At 71.1% G+C, this 20,218-nt stretch carries 20 protein-coding genes; 11 read left to right on the top strand and 9 right to left on the bottom strand.

The window, feature by feature from the left end; genetic code table 11:
- The first annotated feature begins 55 nt into the window (after positions 1 to 55).
- The 3 genes from ACTWNK_RS13645 (at position 56) to gdhA (ending at position 3,199) form a co-directional block, all read left to right on the top strand.
- Positions 56 to 1,144 carry a sensor histidine kinase gene (locus ACTWNK_RS13645; protein ID WP_474304295.1) on the top strand — a complete coding sequence of 363 codons (1,089 nt, stop codon included), beginning with the start codon at positions 56 to 58 and terminating at the stop codon, positions 1,142 to 1,144.
- 46 nt (positions 1,145 to 1,190) lie between these two features.
- Positions 1,191 to 1,796, top strand: a complete 606-nt coding sequence (locus tag ACTWNK_RS13640; RefSeq protein WP_474304294.1) for a response regulator transcription factor — start codon at positions 1,191 to 1,193, stop codon at positions 1,794 to 1,796.
- 77 nt (positions 1,797 to 1,873) lie between these two features.
- Positions 1,874 to 3,199, top strand: a complete 1,326-nt coding sequence (gdhA, locus tag ACTWNK_RS13635) for an NADP-specific glutamate dehydrogenase (RefSeq protein ID WP_474304293.1) — start codon at positions 1,874 to 1,876, stop codon at positions 3,197 to 3,199.
- Between the two features lie 52 nt (positions 3,200 to 3,251).
- Here the strand turns inward: gdhA and ACTWNK_RS13630 are convergent, their stop codons facing one another.
- On the bottom strand, positions 3,252 to 3,488 hold the full coding sequence (locus ACTWNK_RS13630; protein ID WP_474304292.1) for a hypothetical protein: 237 nt from the start codon (positions 3,486 to 3,488) through the stop codon (positions 3,252 to 3,254).
- A gap of 137 nt (positions 3,489 to 3,625) precedes the next feature.
- Here ACTWNK_RS13630 and ACTWNK_RS13625 point away from each other — a divergent pair, with 137 nt between their 5' ends.
- The 3 genes from ACTWNK_RS13625 (at position 3,626) to ACTWNK_RS13615 (ending at position 6,472) form a co-directional block, all read left to right on the top strand.
- On the top strand, positions 3,626 to 4,039 hold the full coding sequence (locus ACTWNK_RS13625) for a hypothetical protein (RefSeq protein WP_474304291.1): 414 nt from the start codon (positions 3,626 to 3,628) through the stop codon (positions 4,037 to 4,039).
- Positions 4,040 to 4,084: 45 nt separating this feature from the next.
- Positions 4,085 to 4,435 (top strand): STAS domain-containing protein, encoded by a 351-nt coding sequence (locus tag ACTWNK_RS13620; protein WP_474304290.1) that lies wholly within the window; start codon positions 4,085 to 4,087, stop codon positions 4,433 to 4,435.
- A gap of 93 nt (positions 4,436 to 4,528) precedes the next feature.
- Entirely contained in the window at positions 4,529 to 6,472 is a 1,944-nt protein-coding gene (locus ACTWNK_RS13615; protein ID WP_474304289.1) for a SpoIIE family protein phosphatase, read from the top strand.
- 125 nt (positions 6,473 to 6,597) lie between these two features.
- On the opposite strand, the gene npdG is transcribed toward ACTWNK_RS13615, so the two are convergent.
- Together npdG and ACTWNK_RS13605 are read right to left on the bottom strand one after the other, a co-directional pair.
- A complete protein-coding gene (gene npdG / locus ACTWNK_RS13610) occupies positions 6,598 to 7,260 on the bottom strand; it encodes an NADPH-dependent F420 reductase (protein WP_474304288.1) in 663 nt (220 codons plus the stop codon).
- Positions 7,261 to 7,341: 81 nt separating this feature from the next.
- Entirely contained in the window at positions 7,342 to 8,487 is a 1,146-nt protein-coding gene (locus ACTWNK_RS13605; protein ID WP_474304287.1) for a lipase family protein, read from the bottom strand.
- 127 nt (positions 8,488 to 8,614) lie between these two features.
- Here ACTWNK_RS13605 and ACTWNK_RS13600 point away from each other — a divergent pair, with 127 nt between their 5' ends.
- A complete protein-coding gene (locus ACTWNK_RS13600) occupies positions 8,615 to 9,202 on the top strand; it encodes a hypothetical protein (protein ID WP_474304286.1) in 588 nt (195 codons plus the stop codon).
- A gap of 1 nt (position 9,203) precedes the next feature.
- On the opposite strand, the gene ACTWNK_RS13595 is transcribed toward ACTWNK_RS13600, so the two are convergent.
- Entirely contained in the window at positions 9,204 to 10,169 is a 966-nt protein-coding gene (locus ACTWNK_RS13595) for a LysR family transcriptional regulator (protein ID WP_474304285.1), read from the bottom strand.
- 73 nt (positions 10,170 to 10,242) lie between these two features.
- Here ACTWNK_RS13595 and ACTWNK_RS13590 point away from each other — a divergent pair, with 73 nt between their 5' ends.
- Both ACTWNK_RS13590 and ACTWNK_RS13585 read left to right on the top strand, forming a co-directional pair.
- Positions 10,243 to 10,506, top strand: a complete 264-nt coding sequence (locus tag ACTWNK_RS13590) for a CBU_0592 family membrane protein (protein ID WP_474304284.1) — start codon at positions 10,243 to 10,245, stop codon at positions 10,504 to 10,506.
- Positions 10,503 to 11,150 (top strand): cyclase family protein, encoded by a 648-nt coding sequence (locus ACTWNK_RS13585; RefSeq protein WP_474304283.1) that lies wholly within the window; start codon positions 10,503 to 10,505, stop codon positions 11,148 to 11,150. The genes ACTWNK_RS13590 and ACTWNK_RS13585 overlap by 4 nt, the downstream gene beginning before the upstream one ends.
- 24 nt (positions 11,151 to 11,174) lie before the next feature.
- Here the strand turns inward: ACTWNK_RS13585 and ACTWNK_RS13580 are convergent, their stop codons facing one another.
- Positions 11,175 to 11,351: a hypothetical protein gene (locus ACTWNK_RS13580; protein ID WP_474311158.1), complete on the bottom strand. Its 177-nt coding sequence runs from the start codon at positions 11,349 to 11,351 to the stop codon at positions 11,175 to 11,177.
- A gap of 44 nt (positions 11,352 to 11,395) precedes the next feature.
- On the opposite strand from ACTWNK_RS13580, the gene map reads away from it, so the two are divergent.
- The gene (gene map / locus ACTWNK_RS13575; RefSeq protein ID WP_474304282.1) at positions 11,396 to 12,244 is read left to right on the top strand and encodes a type I methionyl aminopeptidase; all 849 of its coding nucleotides are present in this window, start codon (positions 11,396 to 11,398) and stop codon (positions 12,242 to 12,244) included.
- Between the two features lie 23 nt (positions 12,245 to 12,267).
- On the opposite strand, the gene ACTWNK_RS13570 is transcribed toward map, so the two are convergent.
- The 4 genes from ACTWNK_RS13570 to ACTWNK_RS13555 form a co-directional block, all read right to left on the bottom strand.
- Positions 12,268 to 12,660 carry a sensor histidine kinase gene (locus ACTWNK_RS13570; RefSeq protein WP_474304281.1) on the bottom strand — a complete coding sequence of 131 codons (393 nt, stop codon included), beginning with the start codon at positions 12,658 to 12,660 and terminating at the stop codon, positions 12,268 to 12,270.
- A gap of 219 nt (positions 12,661 to 12,879) precedes the next feature.
- Positions 12,880 to 14,907 carry a bifunctional copper resistance protein CopD/cytochrome c oxidase assembly protein gene (locus tag ACTWNK_RS13565; RefSeq protein ID WP_474304280.1) on the bottom strand — a complete coding sequence of 676 codons (2,028 nt, stop codon included), beginning with the start codon at positions 14,905 to 14,907 and terminating at the stop codon, positions 12,880 to 12,882.
- Positions 14,904 to 15,500 (bottom strand): copper resistance CopC family protein, encoded by a 597-nt coding sequence (locus tag ACTWNK_RS13560; RefSeq protein ID WP_474304279.1) that lies wholly within the window; start codon positions 15,498 to 15,500, stop codon positions 14,904 to 14,906. The genes ACTWNK_RS13565 and ACTWNK_RS13560 overlap by 4 nt, the downstream gene beginning before the upstream one ends.
- 44 nt (positions 15,501 to 15,544) lie before the next feature.
- Complete coding sequence (locus ACTWNK_RS13555; protein ID WP_474304278.1) at positions 15,545 to 16,828, bottom strand: helix-turn-helix domain-containing protein; 1,284 nt, start codon at positions 16,826 to 16,828, stop codon at positions 15,545 to 15,547.
- 552 nt (positions 16,829 to 17,380) lie between these two features.
- Here ACTWNK_RS13555 and ACTWNK_RS13550 point away from each other — a divergent pair.
- The gene (locus tag ACTWNK_RS13550) at positions 17,381 to 20,167 is read left to right on the top strand and encodes an AfsR/SARP family transcriptional regulator (protein WP_474304277.1); all 2,787 of its coding nucleotides are present in this window, start codon (positions 17,381 to 17,383) and stop codon (positions 20,165 to 20,167) included.
- The last annotated feature ends 51 nt before the right edge of the window (positions 20,168 to 20,218 follow it).

Raw genomic sequence — 20,218 nt, 5'->3', positions numbered from 1 at the left:
CTGTCCTGAAACTGTCCGGAAATACGTGTCGCTGCCCTGAAATACTGGGATGAACATGACATATTCCTCCGCCCGCAGGCTCGCCGTCTGGGTCATCGCCGGGATCTCGGTCGGGTACCTGCTCGTGGGAGCCGTGCTGTACCTGCGGGTGGGGCCGTGGCCGGTGCGGGTGACCGTGGTCGCGGGGCTCGTCGCCTTCTACGTGCCGCACTTCCTGCACATCAGGGCCGCGCTCGACGGGCGCAGGCCGCCGCTGCTGTGGCTGACGCTCGCGGTGCAGTTCGCCGCCGCGTACCTGCCCGACCTGGTGCTGGTGCTCGGCTGGTCGAGGGGGGCGGTGCCGATCCTGGCGGGGCCCGTGCTCCTGCTGCTGCGGCCGAGGGCCGGGGTCGCGGTGGTGGGGGCGATGGCCGCCGTGTTCTTCGTGATGTCGCTGATGCAGCTGCCCGATCTCGGCACGGCGAGCTACCTGGTCGTCACGGTCGTCATCACCGGCACCATGATCTACTCGCTGGTCCGCCTGGTCCGTGTCACGTTCGAGCTGGAGCAGGCCCGTGCCGACCTCGCCGACGCCGCCGTGCTGAAGGAACGCATGCGCATCTCGCGCGACCTGCACGACGGGCTCGGCCGTTCGCTGACCGCCATCGCACTCAAGGGCGATCTGGCCGCCAGGCTCATGGACCGCGACCCGGCCGCCGCGCGTACCGAGGTGGGCGAGCTGATCCAGGTGGCCCGCGAGGCCGTGCACGACGTGCGGCACGTGGCACGCGGGTACCGCCAGATGTCGCTGGCCGCCGAGGCGGCGAGGGCGGCGGCGCTGCTGGAGTCGTCCGGCGTCGACTGCCACCTGCACCTGGCCGAGGTGAACCTGTCCAGGACCGGCGACGAGGCCCTGGCCTGGGCCGTGCGCGAGGGCGTCACCAACGTCCTGCGCCACAGCACCGCCGCCGTGTGCTCGATCACCACCTCGGTCACCGGCGGCCTCGTCCGCCTGGAGATCGCCAACGACGGCGCGGCCGGGACGGGCCCACCCGGCGGCGGCCTCACCGGCCTGGCCGAACGCGCGACCCAGGCGGGCGGCGCCATGCACGCGGCCCCGAACGGCACCGGCGGCTTCCTGCTGACGATGGAGCTCCCCGCATGATCCACGCCCCGACCGGCACGCGCCCGCCGACCACGGAGGTGCCCGCGTGATCCGCGTCCTGCTGGCCGAGGACATGCACATGATCCGGGCCGCGCTCACCGCGCTGCTGCGTCTGGAGAGCGACATCGAGGTCGTCGCCGAGGTGATCCGGGGCGACGAGATCGTGCCCGAGGCCCTGCGCGTGCGGCCGGACGTGGCGGTCGTCGACATCGACCTGCCCGCCCTCGACGGCATCACCGCCGCCGCCGAACTGCGCGAACGCCTGCCCTCCTGCCGCGTCCTGATCCTCACCGCCATGGGCAGACCCGGCCAGGTACGGCGGGCCCTGGCCGCCGGGATCGAGGCCTTCCTGGTCAAGGACGCCCCCGGCGAACGCCTCGCCGACGCCATCCGCCGTACGAACTCCGGACTGCGCGTGCTCGACAGCGAGCTGGTCGCCTCGGCGATGGAGTACGGCGAGAGCCCGCTGACCCCGCGCGAGACGACCGTGCTGAGGGACTCGGCCGCGGGCTCGTCGGCCGAGGAGATCGCCGCCAGGCTGCACCTCTCGCCGGGCACCGTACGCAACTACCTGACGAGTGCGATCACCAAGACCGGCGCGCGCAACAAGCTGGACGCCGTCCGCATCGCCGAGGACGCGGGCTGGCTGTAGCCCCGGGCACCAGGGCAAAGCAGGCGAGCGGGTAGGTTTTTGGGGTCTGAGAAAACAGGGGAAGGAAACAACAGCCGATGTCGCTGATCGACCAGGTGCTCCAGCGCAATCCCGGCGAGCCGGAGTTCCACCAAGCCGTCATCGAGGTACTCGAGACCCTGGAGCCCGTGCTGGCCGTACGTCCCGAGTTCCGGCAGGCGGCGCTGGTCGAGCGGATCGTGGAGCCCGAGCGGCAGGTGCTGTTCCGGGTGCCGTGGACCGACGACTCCGGGCGTATCCACGTCAACAGGGGCTTCCGGGTGGAGTTCAACAGCGCGCTCGGCCCGTACAAGGGCGGACTGCGCTTCCACCCGTCGGTCAATCTGGGCATCGTGAAGTTCCTCGGCTTCGAGCAGATCTTCAAGAACGCCCTCACCGGCCTGAACATCGGCGGCGGCAAGGGCGGCAGCGACTTCGACCCGCACGGCCGCAGCGACGCCGAGGTGATGAGGTTCTGCCAGTCGTTCATGACCGAGCTCTACCGGCACCTGGGCGAGCACACCGACGTGCCCGCGGGCGACATCGGCGTGGGCGGCAGGGAGATCGGCTACCTGTTCGGGCAGTACCGCCGCATCACCAACCGCTGGGAGGCGGGCGTGCTGACCGGCAAGGGCCCGGAGTGGGGCGGCTCGGCGGCCAGGCCCGAGGCGACCGGATACGGCAATGTGCTGTTCACGGCCGAGATGTTGCGCCGCAGGGGCGAGGACCTCGAAGGGCTGCAGGTCAGTGTGTCCGGGTCGGGCAATGTCGCCATCTACACGGTGGAGAAGGCCCAGGCGCTCGGCGCGAACGTCGTCACCGTCTCCGACTCGGCCGGGTACGTGATCGACGAGAAGGGCGTCGACGTCGCCCTGCTCAAGCAGATCAAGGAGGTCGAGCGCGGCCGGGTCAGCGACTACGCCGAGCGCAGGGGCGCCTCGGCCAGGTACGTCGCGGGCGGCAGCGTGTGGGACGTGCCCGTCGACGTGGCCCTGCCTTCGGCCACCCAGAACGAACTCGACGCCTCCGCCGCCGCCACGCTGGTCCGCAACGGGGTCAAGGCGGTCTCCGAAGGCGCCAACATGCCGACCACGCCCGAGGCGATCACGATCCTGCGCGAGGCGGGCGTCTCCTTCGGTCCCGGCAAGGCGGCCAACGCGGGCGGCGTGGCGACCAGCGCCCTGGAGATGCGCCAGAACTCGGGACGCCAGACGTGGCCGTTCGAGCAGGTCGAACGGGAGCTCGCGGCCATCATGCGCGACATCCACGACACCGTGTACGAGACGGCCGAGAAGTACGGCTCACCCGGCGACTACGTGGCCGGCGCCAACATCGCCGGCTTCGAACGCGTCGCCGACGCCATGCTCGCCCAGGGCCTCATCTGACCCACGTCACGATCCGCCCGCCGGACCCGGACCTCAGGGCGTCCTGCCGATCTCAAGGTGTCCTGCCCCAGTGGTCGCGGCGGCGGTTCTCCTTCTCGTCCTCCCAGCGGTCCTCGCGGGAGGACGGGTGGGAGTTCTCCATCCAGGTCCAGATCCCGAACCCGACCACGCCGATCACGGCGATCAACCCGAGCAGGATCTTCCAGCCCCCCGGTACGAACACCAGCAGCACGAACGCCACCCCGAAAAAGGCCAGAATCCCCAGCCCAATCCGCTTCAAAACCGTCATGCACCCCTCCTGACGATATTTCGGGATTCCTGGCATTCTGCTGAGCAGGCGACACACTTGTCCAGAGAGCCCGGTTTCCCGATGGAAGGCCGGGGCAGGTCACAGAGCATGGACGCCAGCACTGCGGGAACACGGCCGTGACCGAGGAACGGTCGGTGTTCACGTTCGCCTTCGACGACAGGTACACGCGCCCACTGGCCCTGCTCGGCATCAGACCGGACACCTGCGCCCTGACGATCACCAATGAGGGCACCCACGACGGCCTGCGCGTCAGATTCGGCCCGTGGGAGGTCGTGACCCATCTGGGCAATGTGGCCTGGAGCGCGGTCACCGGCCCGTACTCGGCGCTGAAGGCCATCGGCCCCCGGGTCTCGCTCGCCGACCGGGGCCTGACGTTCGGCACCAACGCCGACCGCGGGGTGTGCATCGGCTTCCACCGGCCCGTGCCGGGCGCCGATCCCTTCGGCCTGCTGCGCCATCCGGGGCTGACCGTGACGGTCGCCGAGACCGAGGCTCTGGCCGATCGCCTGGGCGGCGTGCCCGACGCCTAGGATGCCATTCATTCGCATCGGGTAGAACGGCGGCGGACGACTGTCATGGATGAGCTCCAGCTCTCAACGCATCGGCGCGGCGCCACGGTCGTGCTGACCCTCTCGGGCGCGATGGACGCGACCAGCAAGGCCGATCTCGACCGGGCCCTGCAGACGCGTTTCCGCACCCCGGGCGAGCACGTCGTGATGGACTTGGCGGGGGTGACGTTCATGGACTCCAGCTCGCTCGGCCTGCTCGTCGAGCACCACCGCCGCGCGACCGAGAGCGGCGGGCGCCTGCTGTTCACCGGCGCCGAGCCGCAGCGGCTGCGCGTGCTGTGGCTGACCGGGCTGGCCGACTGGCTCCCGCTGTTCGACGACGTCGAGGCGGCCTGCGCCTCCCTTGGCGCGAGCTGATCCGGCGGACTCGTCTCCCCGGATACGTTCAGAAAGCCACGAAAGGGTACAGGCGGGGTACGTTGAGTGCCACCGATCCGACGAAGGAGTTCCGTGCCAGCCTCCCATGCTCCACACCAGGCAGCAGGTGGAGACGGCCTGCCAGGGATCGGCGCCGCCACGGCCGCCCTCTCGGCGTTCGAACACGCGCCCGCGCTCCTGGCGCAGTGCGCGGGTCCCGGCCTCACGATCGCCGCGGCCAACCGCCTCTTCGAGACCGTGTACGGCGACGCCGAAGGCTCGGTCGTGGGCAGGCCGCTGGCCGAGGTCACCGGCCAGGACGTGGCCGACGCCGCACGCGAGACGCAGTCGACCGGCACGCACAACACCGTGCACGAGTGGCGCAGGCCCGGCGGGTCAGGCGCCTCCTCGGGCGAGATGGCGCTCACCCTGACCTTCACCCTGGTGCCGAGCACACAGGACGGCGCCAGCGACGTCCTGCTGCACGGCCGTGACGTCACCCCGGCCGGCCACGACGCACGCGACGGCGCCGACCACGAGCTGATGCTCGCCCTGCAGCACCGCCTGCTGCCGGCCGGGCTGCCGATCCTCGCCCACGCGGGCAGCGCCGCGCACTACCTGGCCGCCGCGCCGGGTTTCAACGCGGGAGGCGACTGGTTCGACGCCATCGCGCTGCCCGACGGCAGGCTCGCCCTCATCGTCGGCGACGTGGTCGGGCACGGTCCCGACGCCGCCGCCGCGATGTCCAGGCTCAGGCCGGTGATCGGCGAAAGCCTGCTCGCCGGTGCGAGTCTGCGCCAGACGCTGGTCAGGCTGGACGCCTTCGCCGCACGCAGCACCGCCACCAGGGCCACCACCGTCGCCGTCGTCGTGCTCGACCCGGTCACCGGGCTGTTCGAGCACGCGGGATGCGCCCACCCGCCGCCCCTGGTGTGCGACGCCGAAGGCCACGCCGAACTCGTCGAGCAGTCACCCGGCGCCCCCCTCGGCATGGGAGGCGCGCTCCCGGAGATCGCGGAGGGCCTGCTCGCACCCGGCGAAGTGATCATGCTCTACTCCGACGGCCTGTTCGAACGGCCCGGCCAGACGCTGGAGGAGGGCCTGCGCAGGCTCACCGGCACGGCGTCGGACGCCATGACGACACCCCCCGGGACACGCGTGCCCGACGACCCGGCGGAACGCCTGTGCGCTCTGGTCGTCGACCGGATGACCAGGACGGGCCACCTCGACGACGTGACCGCCCTTGCCGCGCACCGCCGCGCCCAGCCCGTCGCCGAGTGGACCATGGACATCGCCTCCGACCTCGGCGCCGCCCGCGAGCTGCGCCTGCGCTGGAGCGCCTGGCTGCGCGAGCTCGGCGTGACCGAACGCGACCGCATGGACCTGGAGCTCGCCCTGTACGAGGCCACGACCAACGCGATCACGCACGCGGGGCACTCCTCGGGCGACGAGCCCGTCTCGGTGCGCGCCGCCCTGGAGAAGGGCGGCAGCCTGCGCGTCACCGTGCGCGACCGGGGCACGTGGGCGCCGCGGCCTGCCGTACCCGAGGGGAGCGTGCCCGCGGGGGCCGCGCCAAAGGAGGAGGGGGCCAGGGGGCGGGGGCTGGCGCTGATCAGGGCGATCGTCGACGACCTGGCCATCGACAGGCGGCCAGGCGGCACGCGGGTGAGCATGCTTCATCGGCTCAGCAGGCCCGCCACCCTGCATCGCTGGGCGCGTCCGGTGCTGATGCCGCCCTCGGCCCAGCGCGCGTTCGAGACCGAGATGCCCGGCCCGGAGATGCTGAGCGTACGCGGCGTCGTCGACGGGCGGACCGCGCCCAGGCTGGAGAGCGCCGTCCTGCATGCCAGCAGGGGGTGCACCCGGCCGCTGACCGTCGACCTGTCGGAGGTGACGTTCCTGGCCAGCGACGGCATCCGCAGGCTCTACCTGCTGGCCACCACACCCCAGACACCGGTGCGCCTGCTCGCGGCCGACGGCTCACCCGCCAGGCACGCCCTCACCCTGGCCGCGATGGGCCACCTGCTGGCCTCTTGAGACCGACCGCCCTGCCTGAGCGGTTCGCCCTCCTGCCCTCCTGAGGCTGACCTCCCCGCCGGAGGGCAGCACGGCATGACCGGGCGGCCCGAAGCGCACTTCCCGGGCCGCTGCGGCCCGGCGAGCTAGATGTCGGTGACGCGGATGCCCGCGTGCGCCTTGTACCTGCGGTTGATCGAGATCAGGTTCGCGGTGAACGCCTCGACCTGGTGGGCGTTGCGCAGCCGGCCGCCGTACACGCCCTTCACACCGGGGATCGCGCCCGCCAGCGCCCGTACGATGTCGGTCGCCTCGCGGTCGTCGCCCAGGACGAGGACGTCGAGGTCGACCTTCTCGACGGCGGGGTCGAGCAGCAGGACGGCCGAGACGTGGTGGAAGGCGGCCACGACCCTGCTGTCGGGGAGCACGGCGGCGGCCTGCTGGGCGGCGCTGCCCTCCTCGACGGGCAGCGCGTAGGCGCCCTGCTTGTCGAAGCCGAGCGGGTTCACGCAGTCGACCACGATCTTCCCGGCCAACGGCTCGCGCAACGACTCCAGGGTCGCCTTGTGGCCGTCCCACGGGACCGCGACGATCACGATGTCGGCCTCGGCGGCCACCACCTCGTTCTCGGCGCCACGCGCGCCCGTGCCGATGCTGTCGGCGGCTTCCTGGGCACGCTGGGCGTTGCGCGACCCGATCAGGACGGGATGCCCGGCCAGGGCGAACCGGCGGGCCAGGCCCTTGCCCTGGTCACCCGTGCCACCGAGGATGCCGATCGAGAGGCCACTCACTTCAGGGAGGTCAGTCATACCGAGATCATGCCAGGGGCCCGGTCGCCTGTCCCGGGCAGGTCCGCCTGGTGGAAGCGCCGGGCCCCTGCGGGTCTCGCCTCAGCAGTTGCCCGAGGCCGGTAGCCCGATGACGCGCAGCGCCAGCCACTCGATGGCGAGCGGCCCGCCCTGCACGGCGCCGAGCACGTGGTCGCCGGTCGCGATCCGCGTCCAGCGCGTGTTTACCCCGGCCGCGCAGTACTGCGAGCGCAGGGTGGCGCCCACGGCGTAGGGGATGATCTGGTCCTGCTGGGCGTGGTAGAGGTACATCGGCACCCTGGGCGCGATGGCGCCGAGCCGGTTCTCGGTGAGCCTGGCCACCCACTTGGGCTGGTTGAGCAGGTCGACCGTGCTGAGCTCGGCGAAGCGCCTGCCCGCCAGCGCGTCGAGGTCGCCGACGCACGCGGTGCGCGCGGCCGACAGCAGCGCCCGGCCCTCGTCGTTGAGGTCGGCGAACAGGTTCAGCTCCGGATAGGCCGCGTCCAGCCCCACACCCGCCGCCGCGCCGAGCCCGAAGTCGGCCGTGCCGTCGAGGTGCTCGGCCACCGCCTTCAGATCGGCCGGCACCCCACCGGCGGCCACGCCCTTCAACCGCAGCTCGGGCGCGTACCCCGGCTGCAGCTGCGCCGCCCACGCCGCCGATGCGCCGCCCTGCGAGTACCCCATGACACCGATCGGCGCCCCCGCCGACAGCCCGGCGCCAGCCACCTTCGTCGCGGCCCTGACCGAGTCGAGTACGGCATGGCCTTGGGAGATGCCCGCCATGTAGGTGTGCTCGCCCGGCGTGCCGAGCCCCTCGTAGTCGGTGACGGCGACCGCGAACCCCTTGAGCAGGAACAGGCTGATCAGCGCGAGCTCGGCCTCACGCCCTTCGCGCATGCTGGTGGAGGGCGCGCACTGGTCGCCGAGGCCGTGCGTGCCGACCGCGTAGCCGATGATCGGCCGCTTGCCGAGGAGATATCCGGCCTTGGGCACCAGCAGGGTGCCCGACACCACGTTGAGCGCGCCGGTCGCCGAGGTCGAGCGGTAGGTCAGATGCCAGGCCTTCACCGGCACCTTGAGCAGCTGGCCGGGGAGCAGGTAGACGGTGGTCGGCTGGGCCGAGATCACTTCACCGGCGGACGCGGCCTTGGCCGGTCCCGCGAGGGCGATCGACGCGAGCAGCGCGACGACCATGGACAGGCTGACGCGGACACGAAGTCTCAATGTGCCGCCTCTCTCGTGAATCAGTCTGCGGAGGACGGCGCCGTGAGCTGATCGTTACTCGCGGGTAACCGCCTGTCAAGGCCTGAAATGACACCCACCACAGCGATCGGTCAGGCACGATGGACCCATGGACGGCGCATCGGTGGCATTCCTCCGTGAAGTGCTCGCAGAGTCGGGCTGGCTAGAGCGCACCCGCGAGCTCGGCCTGGCCCTCAGGACCACCAGGTCACCGGGCGGCCTGCTGCTCGTCGGCACACCCGCCGAAGAGCCCTGGCACCTGACCGCACACCTCGGCGACGAGGCCAGGCTCTCCGGCCTGCCGCAACTGGCCCCCACCCTCGTGCGCTGGGCGCCTCCCGAGGACGCGCCCGCCCATCTGCGGGTCGGCCTCGAACGCCTGGAGGCCGCCGGGCGCGGCGAGACGCTGTTCGTGGTCGCGCAGGAGAAGGCGCCCGTCCCCCTGCTGGAGCGCGTCGACGACGCCAGGCGCACCGGGACCACCATCCTGGCGCTCGGCACGGACGGCGCGGGCGACCCCGACCTGCTCGGCCTCACTCACGACGCCCTGCTGGTGCCGGGCGACGGCCCGCTGTCCTTCGACGGCGCCCAGCACCTCGTCAGCACGGCGGCGGGTGAGATCGTCCCACGACCGCGGCTGCGCGAACGGCTGGCCAGGCTCCTCGACCGCGTCAGCGGCCCTCAGCTGGCCGACTGACTCACTCCGGCGACGGCGTCTGGCCCCGCCCGGGGCTCAGATGGCCGACGAGGCTCTCGCCCAGCGCCTGGGTGGCCTCCTCGATCGCACCGATGACCACGGCCTGCACCGGGTCGGGCTCGCCCGAGCGCGTCCTGCTCACGCGGGTCACGGCGTCCAGCCTGCGCGCCCCGACGTCGCGGATGTCGCTCACCCGCACGAACCCCTCGGGCACGTCCAGCAGGGCGAGCGCGGGCACGATGGCCACGCCGTGCCCGGCCGCGACCAGGGCGAGCGTCGGCGGGAACTCCTGGATGACGTGCACCCTGCGCGGCTCGAACCCGTGCAGTGCGGCCAGCCGTTCCAGCGCCTGCCCGCACGCGTGGTCGTGCACGCCCGCCACCCACGGCACCCCGGCCAGTTCCCCGACGGTCGTCGGCGTGTCGGCCCAGCCGGGCGGGGTCACGATCCGGTACTCGTCGATGTAGAGCGTACGGACGAGCAACGACGGCTGCTGCATCGTCGGCGTGCTCATGTCCGCCTCGGTGATCAGCACGTCGACCCCGCCCAGCCGCAGTTCCTGCAGCGCCGGGCCGCCGAACACCTCGTGGATGAGCGGCGTGATCTTCGGATGCCGCTCGGCCAGCGCGTTGATGGCTGGCACCAGCATGTGCGTGATCACCGTGGGGAAGGCCGCGATCGTGACCGGTCCCGCGAGGCGCTCGGTGAACCTGGTCAGCTCACGCCGCGCCTCGGTCAGCTCCTCCTCCACCCGCTCGGCGTAGCCCGCGAGCACCCGTCCGGCCGGGGTCAGCGACACCCGCCGCTGCGAGCGGTCGATGAGCGCCAGGCCGACCTCGCGTTCGAGCTGGGTCAGCTGCTGGGAGACGGCCGAAGGCGTCAGGTGCAGCGCCTCGGCCGCGCGCATCACCCCGCCGCGGCGGGCGACCTCGTGCAGAACCCGCAGGCGTCGGGGGTCTATGTCCATATAGGGCAGCTTACGCGGCAATTTAGATTTCGTTATTTGTGCTTTACCTGGCCCGCTCACGAAAATAGCCGCCATGAGCGTACTCATCACCGTGGTGGGCTGGATCGGCATGATCCTTCTCCTGTACGGCTATGCCATGGTGTCGTCGGGCAGGCTGTCCGGCAGCGGAGCCACCTACCAGTGGCTGAACCTGGTCGGCGCGATCACCCTGATGGCCAACTCCGCCTACGAGGCCGCGTGGCCTTCGGCCGTGCTCAACCTCATCTGGAGCGGCATCGGTATCGTCTCCATCGTCAAGCTCGTCAAGCTCAAGAAGTCCGCGGGAGTGCCTCAGTGATCGTCGAGTTGAGCCATCGCATCGTCGAGGGCATGGTCACCTATCCCGGGGTGCCCGGCCCCAAGCTCGGCCTGCACCTGAGCCGGACGGCCTCGCGCGAGGTCTACGCGCCCGGCACCGAGTTCGAGATCGGCTCGATCACCCTCGTCGCCAACACCGGCACCTATCTGGACACCCCGCATCACCGCTATCCCGAGGGCCCGGACCTGTCGGGTGTGCCGCTGGAGCGGCTGGCCGACCTGCCCGGGCTCGTCGTCCGGGCGCAGGGCGTGTCCCGTGTCGGCCTCGACCTGCTGCAGGGGCTCGACGTACGGGGCCGTGCGGTGCTGCTGCACACCGGATGGGATCGGCACTTCGGCACCGACGCCTATCTCGGCGGGCACCCGTACCTGGCGCCCGAGGCCGCGGTGTGGCTGGCCGAGCAGGGGGCGGCGCTGGTCGGCATCGACTCGCTCAACATCGACGACACCCCTCCGCACGGCGAGAGGCCCGCGCACACGGTGCTGCTGGGCGCGGGCATCCCTCTGGTCGAGCACATGACGGGGCTGGAGCGGCTGCCCGACACCGGGTTCCGCTTCCATGCCGCGCCACCGATGATCGTAGGCATGGGAACGTTCCCGGTGCGGGCCTACGCCATCGTCTGAGGTGCTATCAGGCGTTTCGTCTCGTCAGTCGTCGTCTATGTCGGCTTCGTCCCACTGCTTGTTGCGCTCGGCCGCACGCTGGAGTGCGCCTGCGGCCTCCTGCTCGCTCGCATAAGGGCCCATGCGGTCCTTGTTGGGGCAGCCCTCGTCGGGCTCGACGCGCATGTGCTTGAGGCAGAACCACCACTGTCCACTGGTCACGTGGTGAATTCTGCCCCTTCGCACACCTGACTAGACTCTTCTTCATGACGACACTGCTCCAGCCCGGGCGGATCTCGCCCATGCGCAAGGTCCCCGCCCACATCGAGCGGCCGGAGTACGTCGGAAAGAAGAGGCCCAGGACGGGCGAGTCCGACGTCAAGACGCCCGAGATCATCGAGCGCATGCGCGTGGCGGGCCGCATCGCCGCGCAGGCGCTCGAAGAGGTCGGCAAGCACGTCGCGCCCGGCGTCACCACCGACGAGCTGGACCGCATCGGCCACGAGTTCCTGCTCGACCACAACGCCTACCCCAGCACGCTCGGCTACCGCGGCTATCCCAAGTCGCTGTGCACCTCGATCAACGAGGTCATCTGCCACGGCATCCCCGACGACACCGTGCTGCGCGACGGCGACATCGTCAATGTGGACATCACCGCCTTCATCGGCGGCGTGCACGGCGACACCGACGCCACCTACCTGGTCGGCGAGGTCGACGAGGAGTCGCGGCTGCTGGTCGAGCGCACCCGCGAGGCGACGGCCCGTGCCATCAAGGCCGTCGCGCCCGGCCGTCAGCTCAATGTCGTCGGCCGTGTCATCGAGGCCTACGCCAAGCGTTTCGGCTACGGCGTCGTGCGCGACTTCACCGGGCACGGGATCGGCACCACCTTCCACTCCGGGCTGATGGTGCCGCACTACGACGACCCGTCGCAGAAGGTGGAGCTGGTGCCCGGCATGACGTTCACGATCGAGCCGATGCTGACGCTCGGCACGATCGACTACGACATCTGGCCCGACCAGTGGACCGCCGTCACCAAGGACCGCAAGCGCACGGCCCAGTTCGAGCACACGATCCTGGTCACCGACACCGGCAGCGAGATCCTCACCCTGCCCTAGCGGAGCGGCGATCCAGCGGCGATCTAGCGGCGTCTGGGCACGACCCCCGTCACCGTCGTGCCTTCGCCGGGCACACTGGTGACGGTCAGGGTGCCGCCCAGCGCGCCGAACCCGGTCCGCATCCTGGCGATGCCCTCGCCGCCTCCGGCCTTCGGGGTGAAGCCCCTGCCGTCGTCGCTGACCGTCAGCCGCAGCCCCGTGCGCCCGACCGTGACCGCGATGGCCGCCACCCTGGCCTCGCTGTGCCGTTCGATGTTGAGCAGGGCCTCCTCGATCACCCCGAGCACCCCGGCCGCGATGCGCGCGGGCACGTCGCGCTTGGGCAGCGCCCACGTCTCCACCGTGATCCCGGTGCGCGCCGACCACTCGGCCAGGTAGTCCGTCAGGGCCTGGGCCAGACTCCGTCCCCCGCGCATGCGTGTTTCGTCGACCACTTTCTCGCCTTCCTGACCCGCAAGCGAGCATCGCCGATCCCCGGCCTCCTGGCCCGCGCTGGAACGGTCCGCATCGCGAGACCACGCACGCGGGCGATGCCCGACTCCCCCGTTGGCAAGGCTACCGGGCGCCTCGCCGAACCGGTGGCCGAAGATAGCAGGCCCTATCCCCGGGGCTACTCGCCATCGGGCGTGATGCGGCTATTCTCCGCGATCAAGCTTGTTCAGCCTGGCCAGGTAGTCGTTGTAGGAGTCGAGCTCGCTGTCGCCCGTGCCTCCCGTGCGGGCGGCCGCCGCATCGGCCCGGCGATCGGCCCTGCGCGCCTTGCGGTCGTCGTCGCGCCACCACTGGATGGCCAGTGCGATCAGCACGATGAGGGTCGGCACCTCGCCGAAGCCCCACGCGATGGCGCCGCCGTCCTGCTGGTCGGCCAGCGGCGTGGCCCCCCACGTGCGCCCGAGCTGCTCGTACCAGTCGGAGGCCAGCACCGTGCCCATCATCATCAGCGCGATGCCGAAGAACGCGTGGAAGGGCATCGTCACGAACAGCGTCAGCAACCTCCCGACGTACGGCAGGCGGTACGGGGCGGGGTCGACACCGATGATCACCCAGAAGAACAGGCAGCCGCTGGCCAGGAAGTGCAGCGTCATGGCGATGTGCCCGAGATGCTCCTCCATCGCCGCGGCGAACAGCGGGGTGAAGTACAGCGCGTAGGTCGAGACGATGAAGATGGCGGTCGCGATGCCCGGATGGCCGATGAACCTGACGAACCTGCTGTGCAGGATCACCGTCACCCACTCGCGCGGCCCGCGGTCGCCGCGCCGCGCGGCCGGCTTGAGCGCCCGCAGCGCCAGCGTGACCGGCGCACCGAGGACGAGGAAGATCGGCACGATCATGGCCAGCGTCATGTGCTCGACCATGTGCACACTGAACAGCACCTTGGCGTATCTGGCGACGCCGCTCTGCGTGGCCAGCACCAGGATCGCCACGCCGATGAACCATGCCGCCGTGCGGCCCCACGGCCAGCTGTCGCCGCGCCTGCGCAGCCTCAGCACCGCGCCGCCGTACAGGCCCGCCATCAGGGCGGCCAGGGTGGCGAAGAACAGGTCGAGCCACCACAGGGTGGCCAGGTTGGCGAGGGTGAGCTCGGGCGGCAGCGGGAAGCCGAGCAGGTCGAACGCGCGGTCGGCCGGAAGCGTCACCGGCGGCGGCGCGGTGCGCGAGAGCGCGACGGCCAGGCCGATGGTCGCGAACATCACCATCACCTCGCCCACGGCCAGCCGCGTGAACGCGCCGGAGTCGCCGCGCTCGACGGCGGGCAGCGTGCGCCGCCTGTGGAGGTACCCGATGACGCCGAGCCCGGCGAATGCCACGATCTTCAGCAGCAGCATGACGCCGTAGGAGGAGGTGAACAGGTCCTCCAGCGAGGTCAGCCTGGCGACCGTACTGAACAATCCCGACAGACCAACCGCAACAAAACACCACAAAGCGGTACGCGAAAAGCGGTTGGCCGACACCGCGAGCACACCGCCGTTCGCCGTGCCCTTGCCCGCCTTCGCCGCACGCGCCGAACCGAGCGCCTGCGCGCACAGCACGCCGAGCCCGCCGACCCACACCGCGAGCGCGAGCATGTGCACCGCCACACCGGTCGTGGCCAGGTCGTGGTTCGGCGAGGAGGAGGCGTGACCGGTCAGGCCGGGCGGCAGCAGCGTCGCCAGCGCCAGCACCAGCAGTCCGCCCGAGGCGCCCACCGTGATCGTGCCGCGGGCGAACAGCGCGATCGCGACCGCGAACAGGATGACCAGCGTGAGCGCGATCCCCTGGCTCTCCTGGCTGGCGAATCCGGCCAGCTCCTTGCCGGTGATCGCTTCGAGCACGGAGTAGGCGAACAGGTCCGACAGGGTGAACACCATCGTGGCCGCCGCCGCGAACGACCACACCAGCGCCGCCCACGAGGCGCCCTTCACATAGCCGAGCGCCTGCTTGCTCAGCATGCCCTTGTCGCTCGGCAGGAACACGGTCGCCGCCAGCAGCAGGCCGACCGTCACCACACCGGACAGGTCCATGGCCAGCTTCGACAGCGGCAGGCCCCAGCGGGTGAACGCCCCTTCGTCCGGCAGACCGGGAATGATCCTCGGGAAGGCCGCGCCCCCCACGACCATGGCGATGACGAGTGTGCCTACCGCAGCGCACACCGCCGCCAGTACGAGACGCGCGGACCTGGTCATCTCTTCCTGCCCTTGCCCCGCATGCTGAGTGCGAAGCCGACGCCCACGCCGACCAGCACACCGGCCACGATCACCAGCCAGACGGGGAAGCCGCCCTCCTCGTCCTGCGACTCCTGCGCCACCGGCGTCGCGGCCTGGCTCGGAGCGGGCGGCGGGGCCGCCGTCTCCGTCTGCGCCTGCGGCTCCGGCTCGGTCTGCGCCGGGGTCGGGTCCGCCTTCGGCGCGCCCTTCACCGTGAACGGGATCTCGCCCTCGATCGGGTGCCCGTCGGAGGAGACCACCCGGTAGGCGATGGTGTACTTCCCGTCGGGCAGCCCCTCGTCCGTCAACGCCTGGGTCACCACCGCGCCCTTCGCCTCCGGCTTGCCCTCGTGGAACGCCGCTCCCGAGGCGTCGCGCACGATGACGAACGGCATGCGAATCCTGGCGGAGAACTCCAGCGTCACCTCGTCGAGCCCGGCGACCGTCGAGTCCTTCTTCGGGTCACTGCTCTTGAGCGTGTCGTGGGCGGAGGCCGGCCCGGCAAACGCGGTGCCGAGCACGAACAGGGCGGCGAGGAGCGCGGTGAGGGCCGCGAGCGGGGATCTCTTCATGGCACCCCATAGGCTACCGACGCCCCGGCCCGCTCCCTACCCCGCTACAGCCCCACACAGGCAAGAGCCCGCTGATAGGCGGCAACACTGCTCGAATCATCGTGCATCAACTCATACGTCTCGCCGGTCGCCATCCACACCTGGGCGGCACGGGAGGAGGCGGCGGTGTCGTCGAGCATGTCCCTGGCGGCCGTGGCGGCCCGGTCGGCCTCCTGGTCGAACCCGAGTGCGGCGTAGGCCCGCGCCAGCAGCAGCTGCGAGTCGGCGCCGAGGCCCTGCGAGGCCTCCGAGAGCATGTCGCGTGCGGCGTGCGCGTGACCGATCGAGGTGTCGACCTGGCCCGCCGTGTATTCCACCCGGGCCTGGGCCATGGCGATGCGCGCCTTGTCCACCACACCGGCCGAGCTCTCGTCCATCTCGCGCGCGGCCTTGGACAGCAGGTCGCGCAGGGCCTCGGTCTCGCTCGGCGTGATCTGGGAGCGCATGAGCGCGGCCGATGCGCGCACCCGTGCCAGGTTGCGCGGAGTGCCGGTCTCGGACTGGATGGCGTACGCGCGGTCGATGTAGGTGATCGCCTCTTCGGACTTGCCCGTCAGGTGGGCGGTCCAGCCGGCGTTCCAGTAGGCGGCCACGTGCGAGCGCGGCGTGCCGAGCACTTCGGCGGCGGCCAGCAGCTCGGCCGAGAACTGCCGCGCCCTGAGCATGTCGCCGCGGACGATGTAGACCGAGAGCAACGTCGAGCCGAGCTCCATGAGCCCGTCGGTCCAGGTCGGCCGTACGGCGCCGCCGAGGATCTGCTCGCCGATCTCGACCGCCATCGTCAGCTCGCCCTTCTCCCGGTAGCACCGGGTGAGGGCGAGGGCGATCTCGACGTGCCGCTCGGGCGCGACGTCCTGCCTGCGCAGGTCACTGAGGATCTCGATGGCGCGCGCGAGGTCGCCGCACGCCTCGGTGGCCAGGGCGAGACCGTAGAGCACCTCGTTGCGCAGCGAGGCGAGACCGGTGAGGTGACCGTCGGCGAGCAGCTCGGTGAACCTGGTGCGCGCCTCGGCGATCTCGCCGTTCTCCATGGCGAGCTTGGCATAGCCGAGCGCCAGCTCAAGATCGTTCATCTGCTCGGCGGTGACGCCGTTGACCAGGTAGCTGAGCGAGCAGTCGAGCTTCTGGGCGAGCAGTTCGAGAACGGCCGGGGTGGGGGTCCGCTTGCCGCTCTCGATGAGGGAGACATAGCTGTCGGAGAGCTCCGGATGGGCCAGCTGAGCTTGCGAAAGACCGCGCTGACGGCGGACGGTCTTGATGCGGAGGCCGACCAGGTCTGAGGTGGTCACAGAGTTCACTCCCTGAGATACTGACGTCCGAGCAACACTCTGAGCGAGGGAGCATCCCCCATGCGCAAGCGTTTTGTCCTGTCCGTCATAGGAATCTTGCTCACGGTCGTTACAACCGTCGCAAGCAATGCTACGACTGCACAGGCCGCCGCGTCTCCTGCCGCCGCCTATGACAACATTCTCTGCTGCTGATCTGCCGCCTTCAACACTTTGCCCAGCCGTCCGAGGCGAACCGATGACATGAACCCTGCGGTGCTCAGCGCGAACCCTGTCAGAGTGAACTCTGGTTCGAACGTCGATCTGCTCCCTAGCACGATATTTCGTCGCTCTAGATTTCTTCTACATGCGGCCTCCACGTCAGATGTGAAGGCCGCACACGGTCTCAGGGAAGGCGGCATCGCACGGCCGATCGGCTTCCGCCACTCCTCGCATTCCCTCTCCTCCGGCTACTCCGGGACGAACGCCGCAGCGCATGATCTTGAAGTTGACACGCGTCTGCGGCGTGCGGAGTAGGCTGCCTGCCGCGCAGAGGCCGGGCCTTCGGAGGTGAGCATGGCGGACGAGCACGTCGTCTCGAGCGGGCTCGTGGTGTCATTGCTCGGACCGGTCTCCGCCCGTCGCCACGGCGCGCAGATCGCGCTGGGATCGCCCAAACAGCGGGCTGTCCTGGCCATCCTGGCGCTCAGGGCTGGCCAGGTCGTCACCAGGTCCCAGATCATCGAAGGTCTGTGGGGCGAGAACCCGCCTCGATCGGCCGAGCAGAGCCTCTACACCTACGTCGCGGGGTTACGGGCCGCCCTGTCTCCGGACCGGGCACCACGCGGATCGGGGGCGCCGCTCCTGAGCGCCTCCAGCGGCTACCACCTGCGCCTGCCGCCCGAACAGGTGGACGCGCTCGCGCTCCAGGACCTGCTCGAACGGGCGCGTCTGGCGCAGAGCCGTGACGACCACGGCGAAGCGGCCACGCTCCTCGACTCCGCGCTCGGCCTTTGGAGGGGCCCGGCGCTCGCCGGCGTCCCGGGACGTCACCTGGAGCTGGAGCGGGCACGGCTCGAGGAGCTCAGGCTCGACGCCTTCGAGCGAAGAGCCGCCGCCCTGATCAGGATCGGCCGCCACACGCAGGTCCCGCCGCAGCTCGCCGAGCTGCACGAGCGCCACCCGCTGCGTGAGCGCCCGCTCGAACTGCTCATGACCGCGCTGCACCTGAGCGGGCGCGGGGACGAGGCCCTCGACCTCTACCGGCGATGCCGCCAGCGCCTGCTCGACGAACTGGGCAACGAGCCGGGCGAAGCCCTTCGCCGGTGCCATGAGCGCATCGCCGGCGTCGAGGCGCCGCGTCAGCTGCCGAGGGACCTGCTGCGTTTCGTGGGCCGAGCCGAGCTGACCGGGCGGCTCCGCGCCCTGCTCGCCTCCGGATCGGGCTCCCCCGTGCTCATCTCGGGAGCACCCGGCGTCGGGAAGTCGGCGCTGGCCGTCCATGTGGCGCACGGGGCCGCGAGCGGATACCCGGACGGGCAGCTGTACGTGCGGCTGCGGGGGGCGACGCCGGACCTTCCCCGGCTGAGTGCGCTGGACGTGCTCGGCTACCTCCTGCGCTCGATCGGCCTGCCGCCGAACGCCGTGCCGGACGACCTCGCCGAGGCGAGCGACGTCTGGCGCACCCGGCTCACCGGGCGCAGGATGCTGGTCGTGCTCGACGACGCGGCGGCGGCCGAGCAGATCGAACCCGTGCTCGGCGTGCCCGACGGCAGTCGCGTCGTCGTCACCGGCAGGGACGACCTCGTCGAGCTCGACGACTGCGTACGGCTGCGGGTCGAGCCGCTCGACGTGGCGGAGGCGACCGCGATGCTGAGCCACCTCGCGGGCGCCGGGCGGACGGATGCCGAATCGGGTGCCACCGAGCGGCTGGTCGAGCTGTGCGGGGGGCTGCCTCTCGCGCTGCGCATCGCCGGAGCCAGGCTGGCCGATGAGCCCGACCGGCGTGTCGGCGACCTGACCGCCCTGCTGGAGGACGAACGGCGGCGGCTCGACGAGTTGCAGGTGGACGACCTCGCCGTACGCTCCGGCCTGATCACCGGTGTGCAGGCACTGCAGGACAGCCGACGTGCGCTGGACCGCGCGGCGGCGCGGATGCTGCGGCTGATCGGCGGGTTCAGGGTCCTCGACGTGACGGCCCCGGTGGCGGGCGCCCTGGCCGGATGCGAGGCCGGCCAGGCGCGGGCGGCGCTGACGCGGCTCGTCTCGGCCCATCTGGTGGAGGAGGACGAGCCCGGCCGCTACCACCTGCACGACCTGGTCAGGCTGGTGGTGGCCGAGCTCGGCCCCCAGGAGGCGGGGAGCGGCCCCTTCCTGCGCGCCATGCGGTACTACACCCGCCTGTCCAGATCGGCGGGAGCTCTGGCCTACCCGCATCGCACGCCGCTCGACGACGCGATCACGCTGGAGAGCGGCCTGTTCGCCGACGACGTGGCGGCGCGTGCCTGGCTCGCCGCCGAGTCGCGCAACATGATCTCGGCCGCGGCGCAGGTCATGGACGACGACGACCCGGAGGTAGCGAGGCTCGGGGTGCTGACCGCTCTGGGGTTGTTCTGGCACCTCGACCACGAGTGCCGCCACCGCGAGCTCGCGCACGGCGCGAGTGAGGCCGTTCGGGTGGCGCGGCGGCTGGGCGACGAGGCCCTGGAGCTGCGCGCGCTCGTTCCCGTCGGAGCCGCGCTGATGTCGGAGGGGCGCGACGAGGAGGCCCTCGCCTCCCTGGCCAGGGAACAGGACCTCGCGCGGCGGCTCGGCGACTCGTTCGGTGTGCTGCGCACGTTCGGGAACATGGCGGCCGCGGCGCTCCACCTCGACCGCTACGACGACTGCGTCGAATACGCCCGGCAGCAGCTCGCCATGGCCAAGGAGATCGGCGCGAACGTCGGCGAACGCTACGCGCTCATGATGCTGGGCCATGCCTACCGCGAGACCCGGCGGTTCGACCTGGCCGAGGCGGCTCTGCGGGAGGCCGTGGCGCAGGCCGGGCAGGCGGGCGACACCACCCACGTCTCCATGGCCGGGACGAGCCTCGGCCGTGTCCTGCTCGGCCGGGGGGAGCCCGAGGCGGCGGCCGAGGTGCTGCTGGAGGCGTTGCGGCTGTCGCGGGAGGTCAGGTCCAAGGGGATCGAGCTGACCTGTCTCGTGGAGCTGGCCAGGGCGCACCGGCTGCTGGGCCGGGTGGAGGCGGCCTTCGACTTCATCGAGCGGGCGGGACCGCTGGCCGAGGAGGTTCGTGACGGCCCGTGGGTCACGCGCGCGGCCGAGGAGCGCGCCGCCCTTGTGCTGACCATGAATGACACCTGACGCCGACGGCCGGGGCCGACTGTCGGTCCTCGTCCCTAGGCTGCAGGTCGT

Source organism: Nonomuraea sp. IBHARD001, from assembly GCF_056106265.1.
Note: the sequence above shows the minus strand (reverse complement) of the source record. Positions and strands in the feature narration are given on the sequence as shown.

What these genes read in the sequence shown, in the direction of transcription:
- ACTWNK_RS13620 (WP_474304290.1), top strand. Translation starts at nt 4,085, where the DNA reads ATGGATGAGCTCCAGCTCTCAACGCATCGGCGCGGCGCCACGGTCGTG.
- ACTWNK_RS13590 (WP_474304284.1), top strand. Translation starts at nt 10,243, where the DNA reads ATGAGCGTACTCATCACCGTGGTGGGCTGGATCGGCATGATCCTTCTC.
- ACTWNK_RS13560 (WP_474304279.1), bottom strand. Translation starts at nt 15,500, where the DNA reads ATGAAGAGATCCCCGCTCGCGGCCCTCACCGCGCTCCTCGCCGCCCTG.
- ACTWNK_RS13570 (WP_474304281.1), bottom strand. Translation starts at nt 12,660, where the DNA reads ATGCGCGGGGGACGGAGTCTGGCCCAGGCCCTGACGGACTACCTGGCC.
- npdG (WP_474304288.1), bottom strand. Translation starts at nt 7,260, where the DNA reads ATGACTGACCTCCCTGAAGTGAGTGGCCTCTCGATCGGCATCCTCGGT.
- ACTWNK_RS13595 (WP_474304285.1), bottom strand. Translation starts at nt 10,169, where the DNA reads ATGGACATAGACCCCCGACGCCTGCGGGTTCTGCACGAGGTCGCCCGC.
- map (WP_474304282.1), top strand. Translation starts at nt 11,396, where the DNA reads ATGACGACACTGCTCCAGCCCGGGCGGATCTCGCCCATGCGCAAGGTC.
- ACTWNK_RS13550 (WP_474304277.1), top strand. Translation starts at nt 17,381, where the DNA reads ATGGCGGACGAGCACGTCGTCTCGAGCGGGCTCGTGGTGTCATTGCTC.
- gdhA (WP_474304293.1), top strand. Translation starts at nt 1,874, where the DNA reads ATGTCGCTGATCGACCAGGTGCTCCAGCGCAATCCCGGCGAGCCGGAG.
- ACTWNK_RS13600 (WP_474304286.1), top strand. Translation starts at nt 8,615, where the DNA reads ATGGACGGCGCATCGGTGGCATTCCTCCGTGAAGTGCTCGCAGAGTCG.
- ACTWNK_RS13645 (WP_474304295.1), top strand. Translation starts at nt 56, where the DNA reads ATGACATATTCCTCCGCCCGCAGGCTCGCCGTCTGGGTCATCGCCGGG.
- ACTWNK_RS13630 (WP_474304292.1), bottom strand. Translation starts at nt 3,488, where the DNA reads ATGACGGTTTTGAAGCGGATTGGGCTGGGGATTCTGGCCTTTTTCGGG.
- ACTWNK_RS13565 (WP_474304280.1), bottom strand. Translation starts at nt 14,907, where the DNA reads ATGACCAGGTCCGCGCGTCTCGTACTGGCGGCGGTGTGCGCTGCGGTA.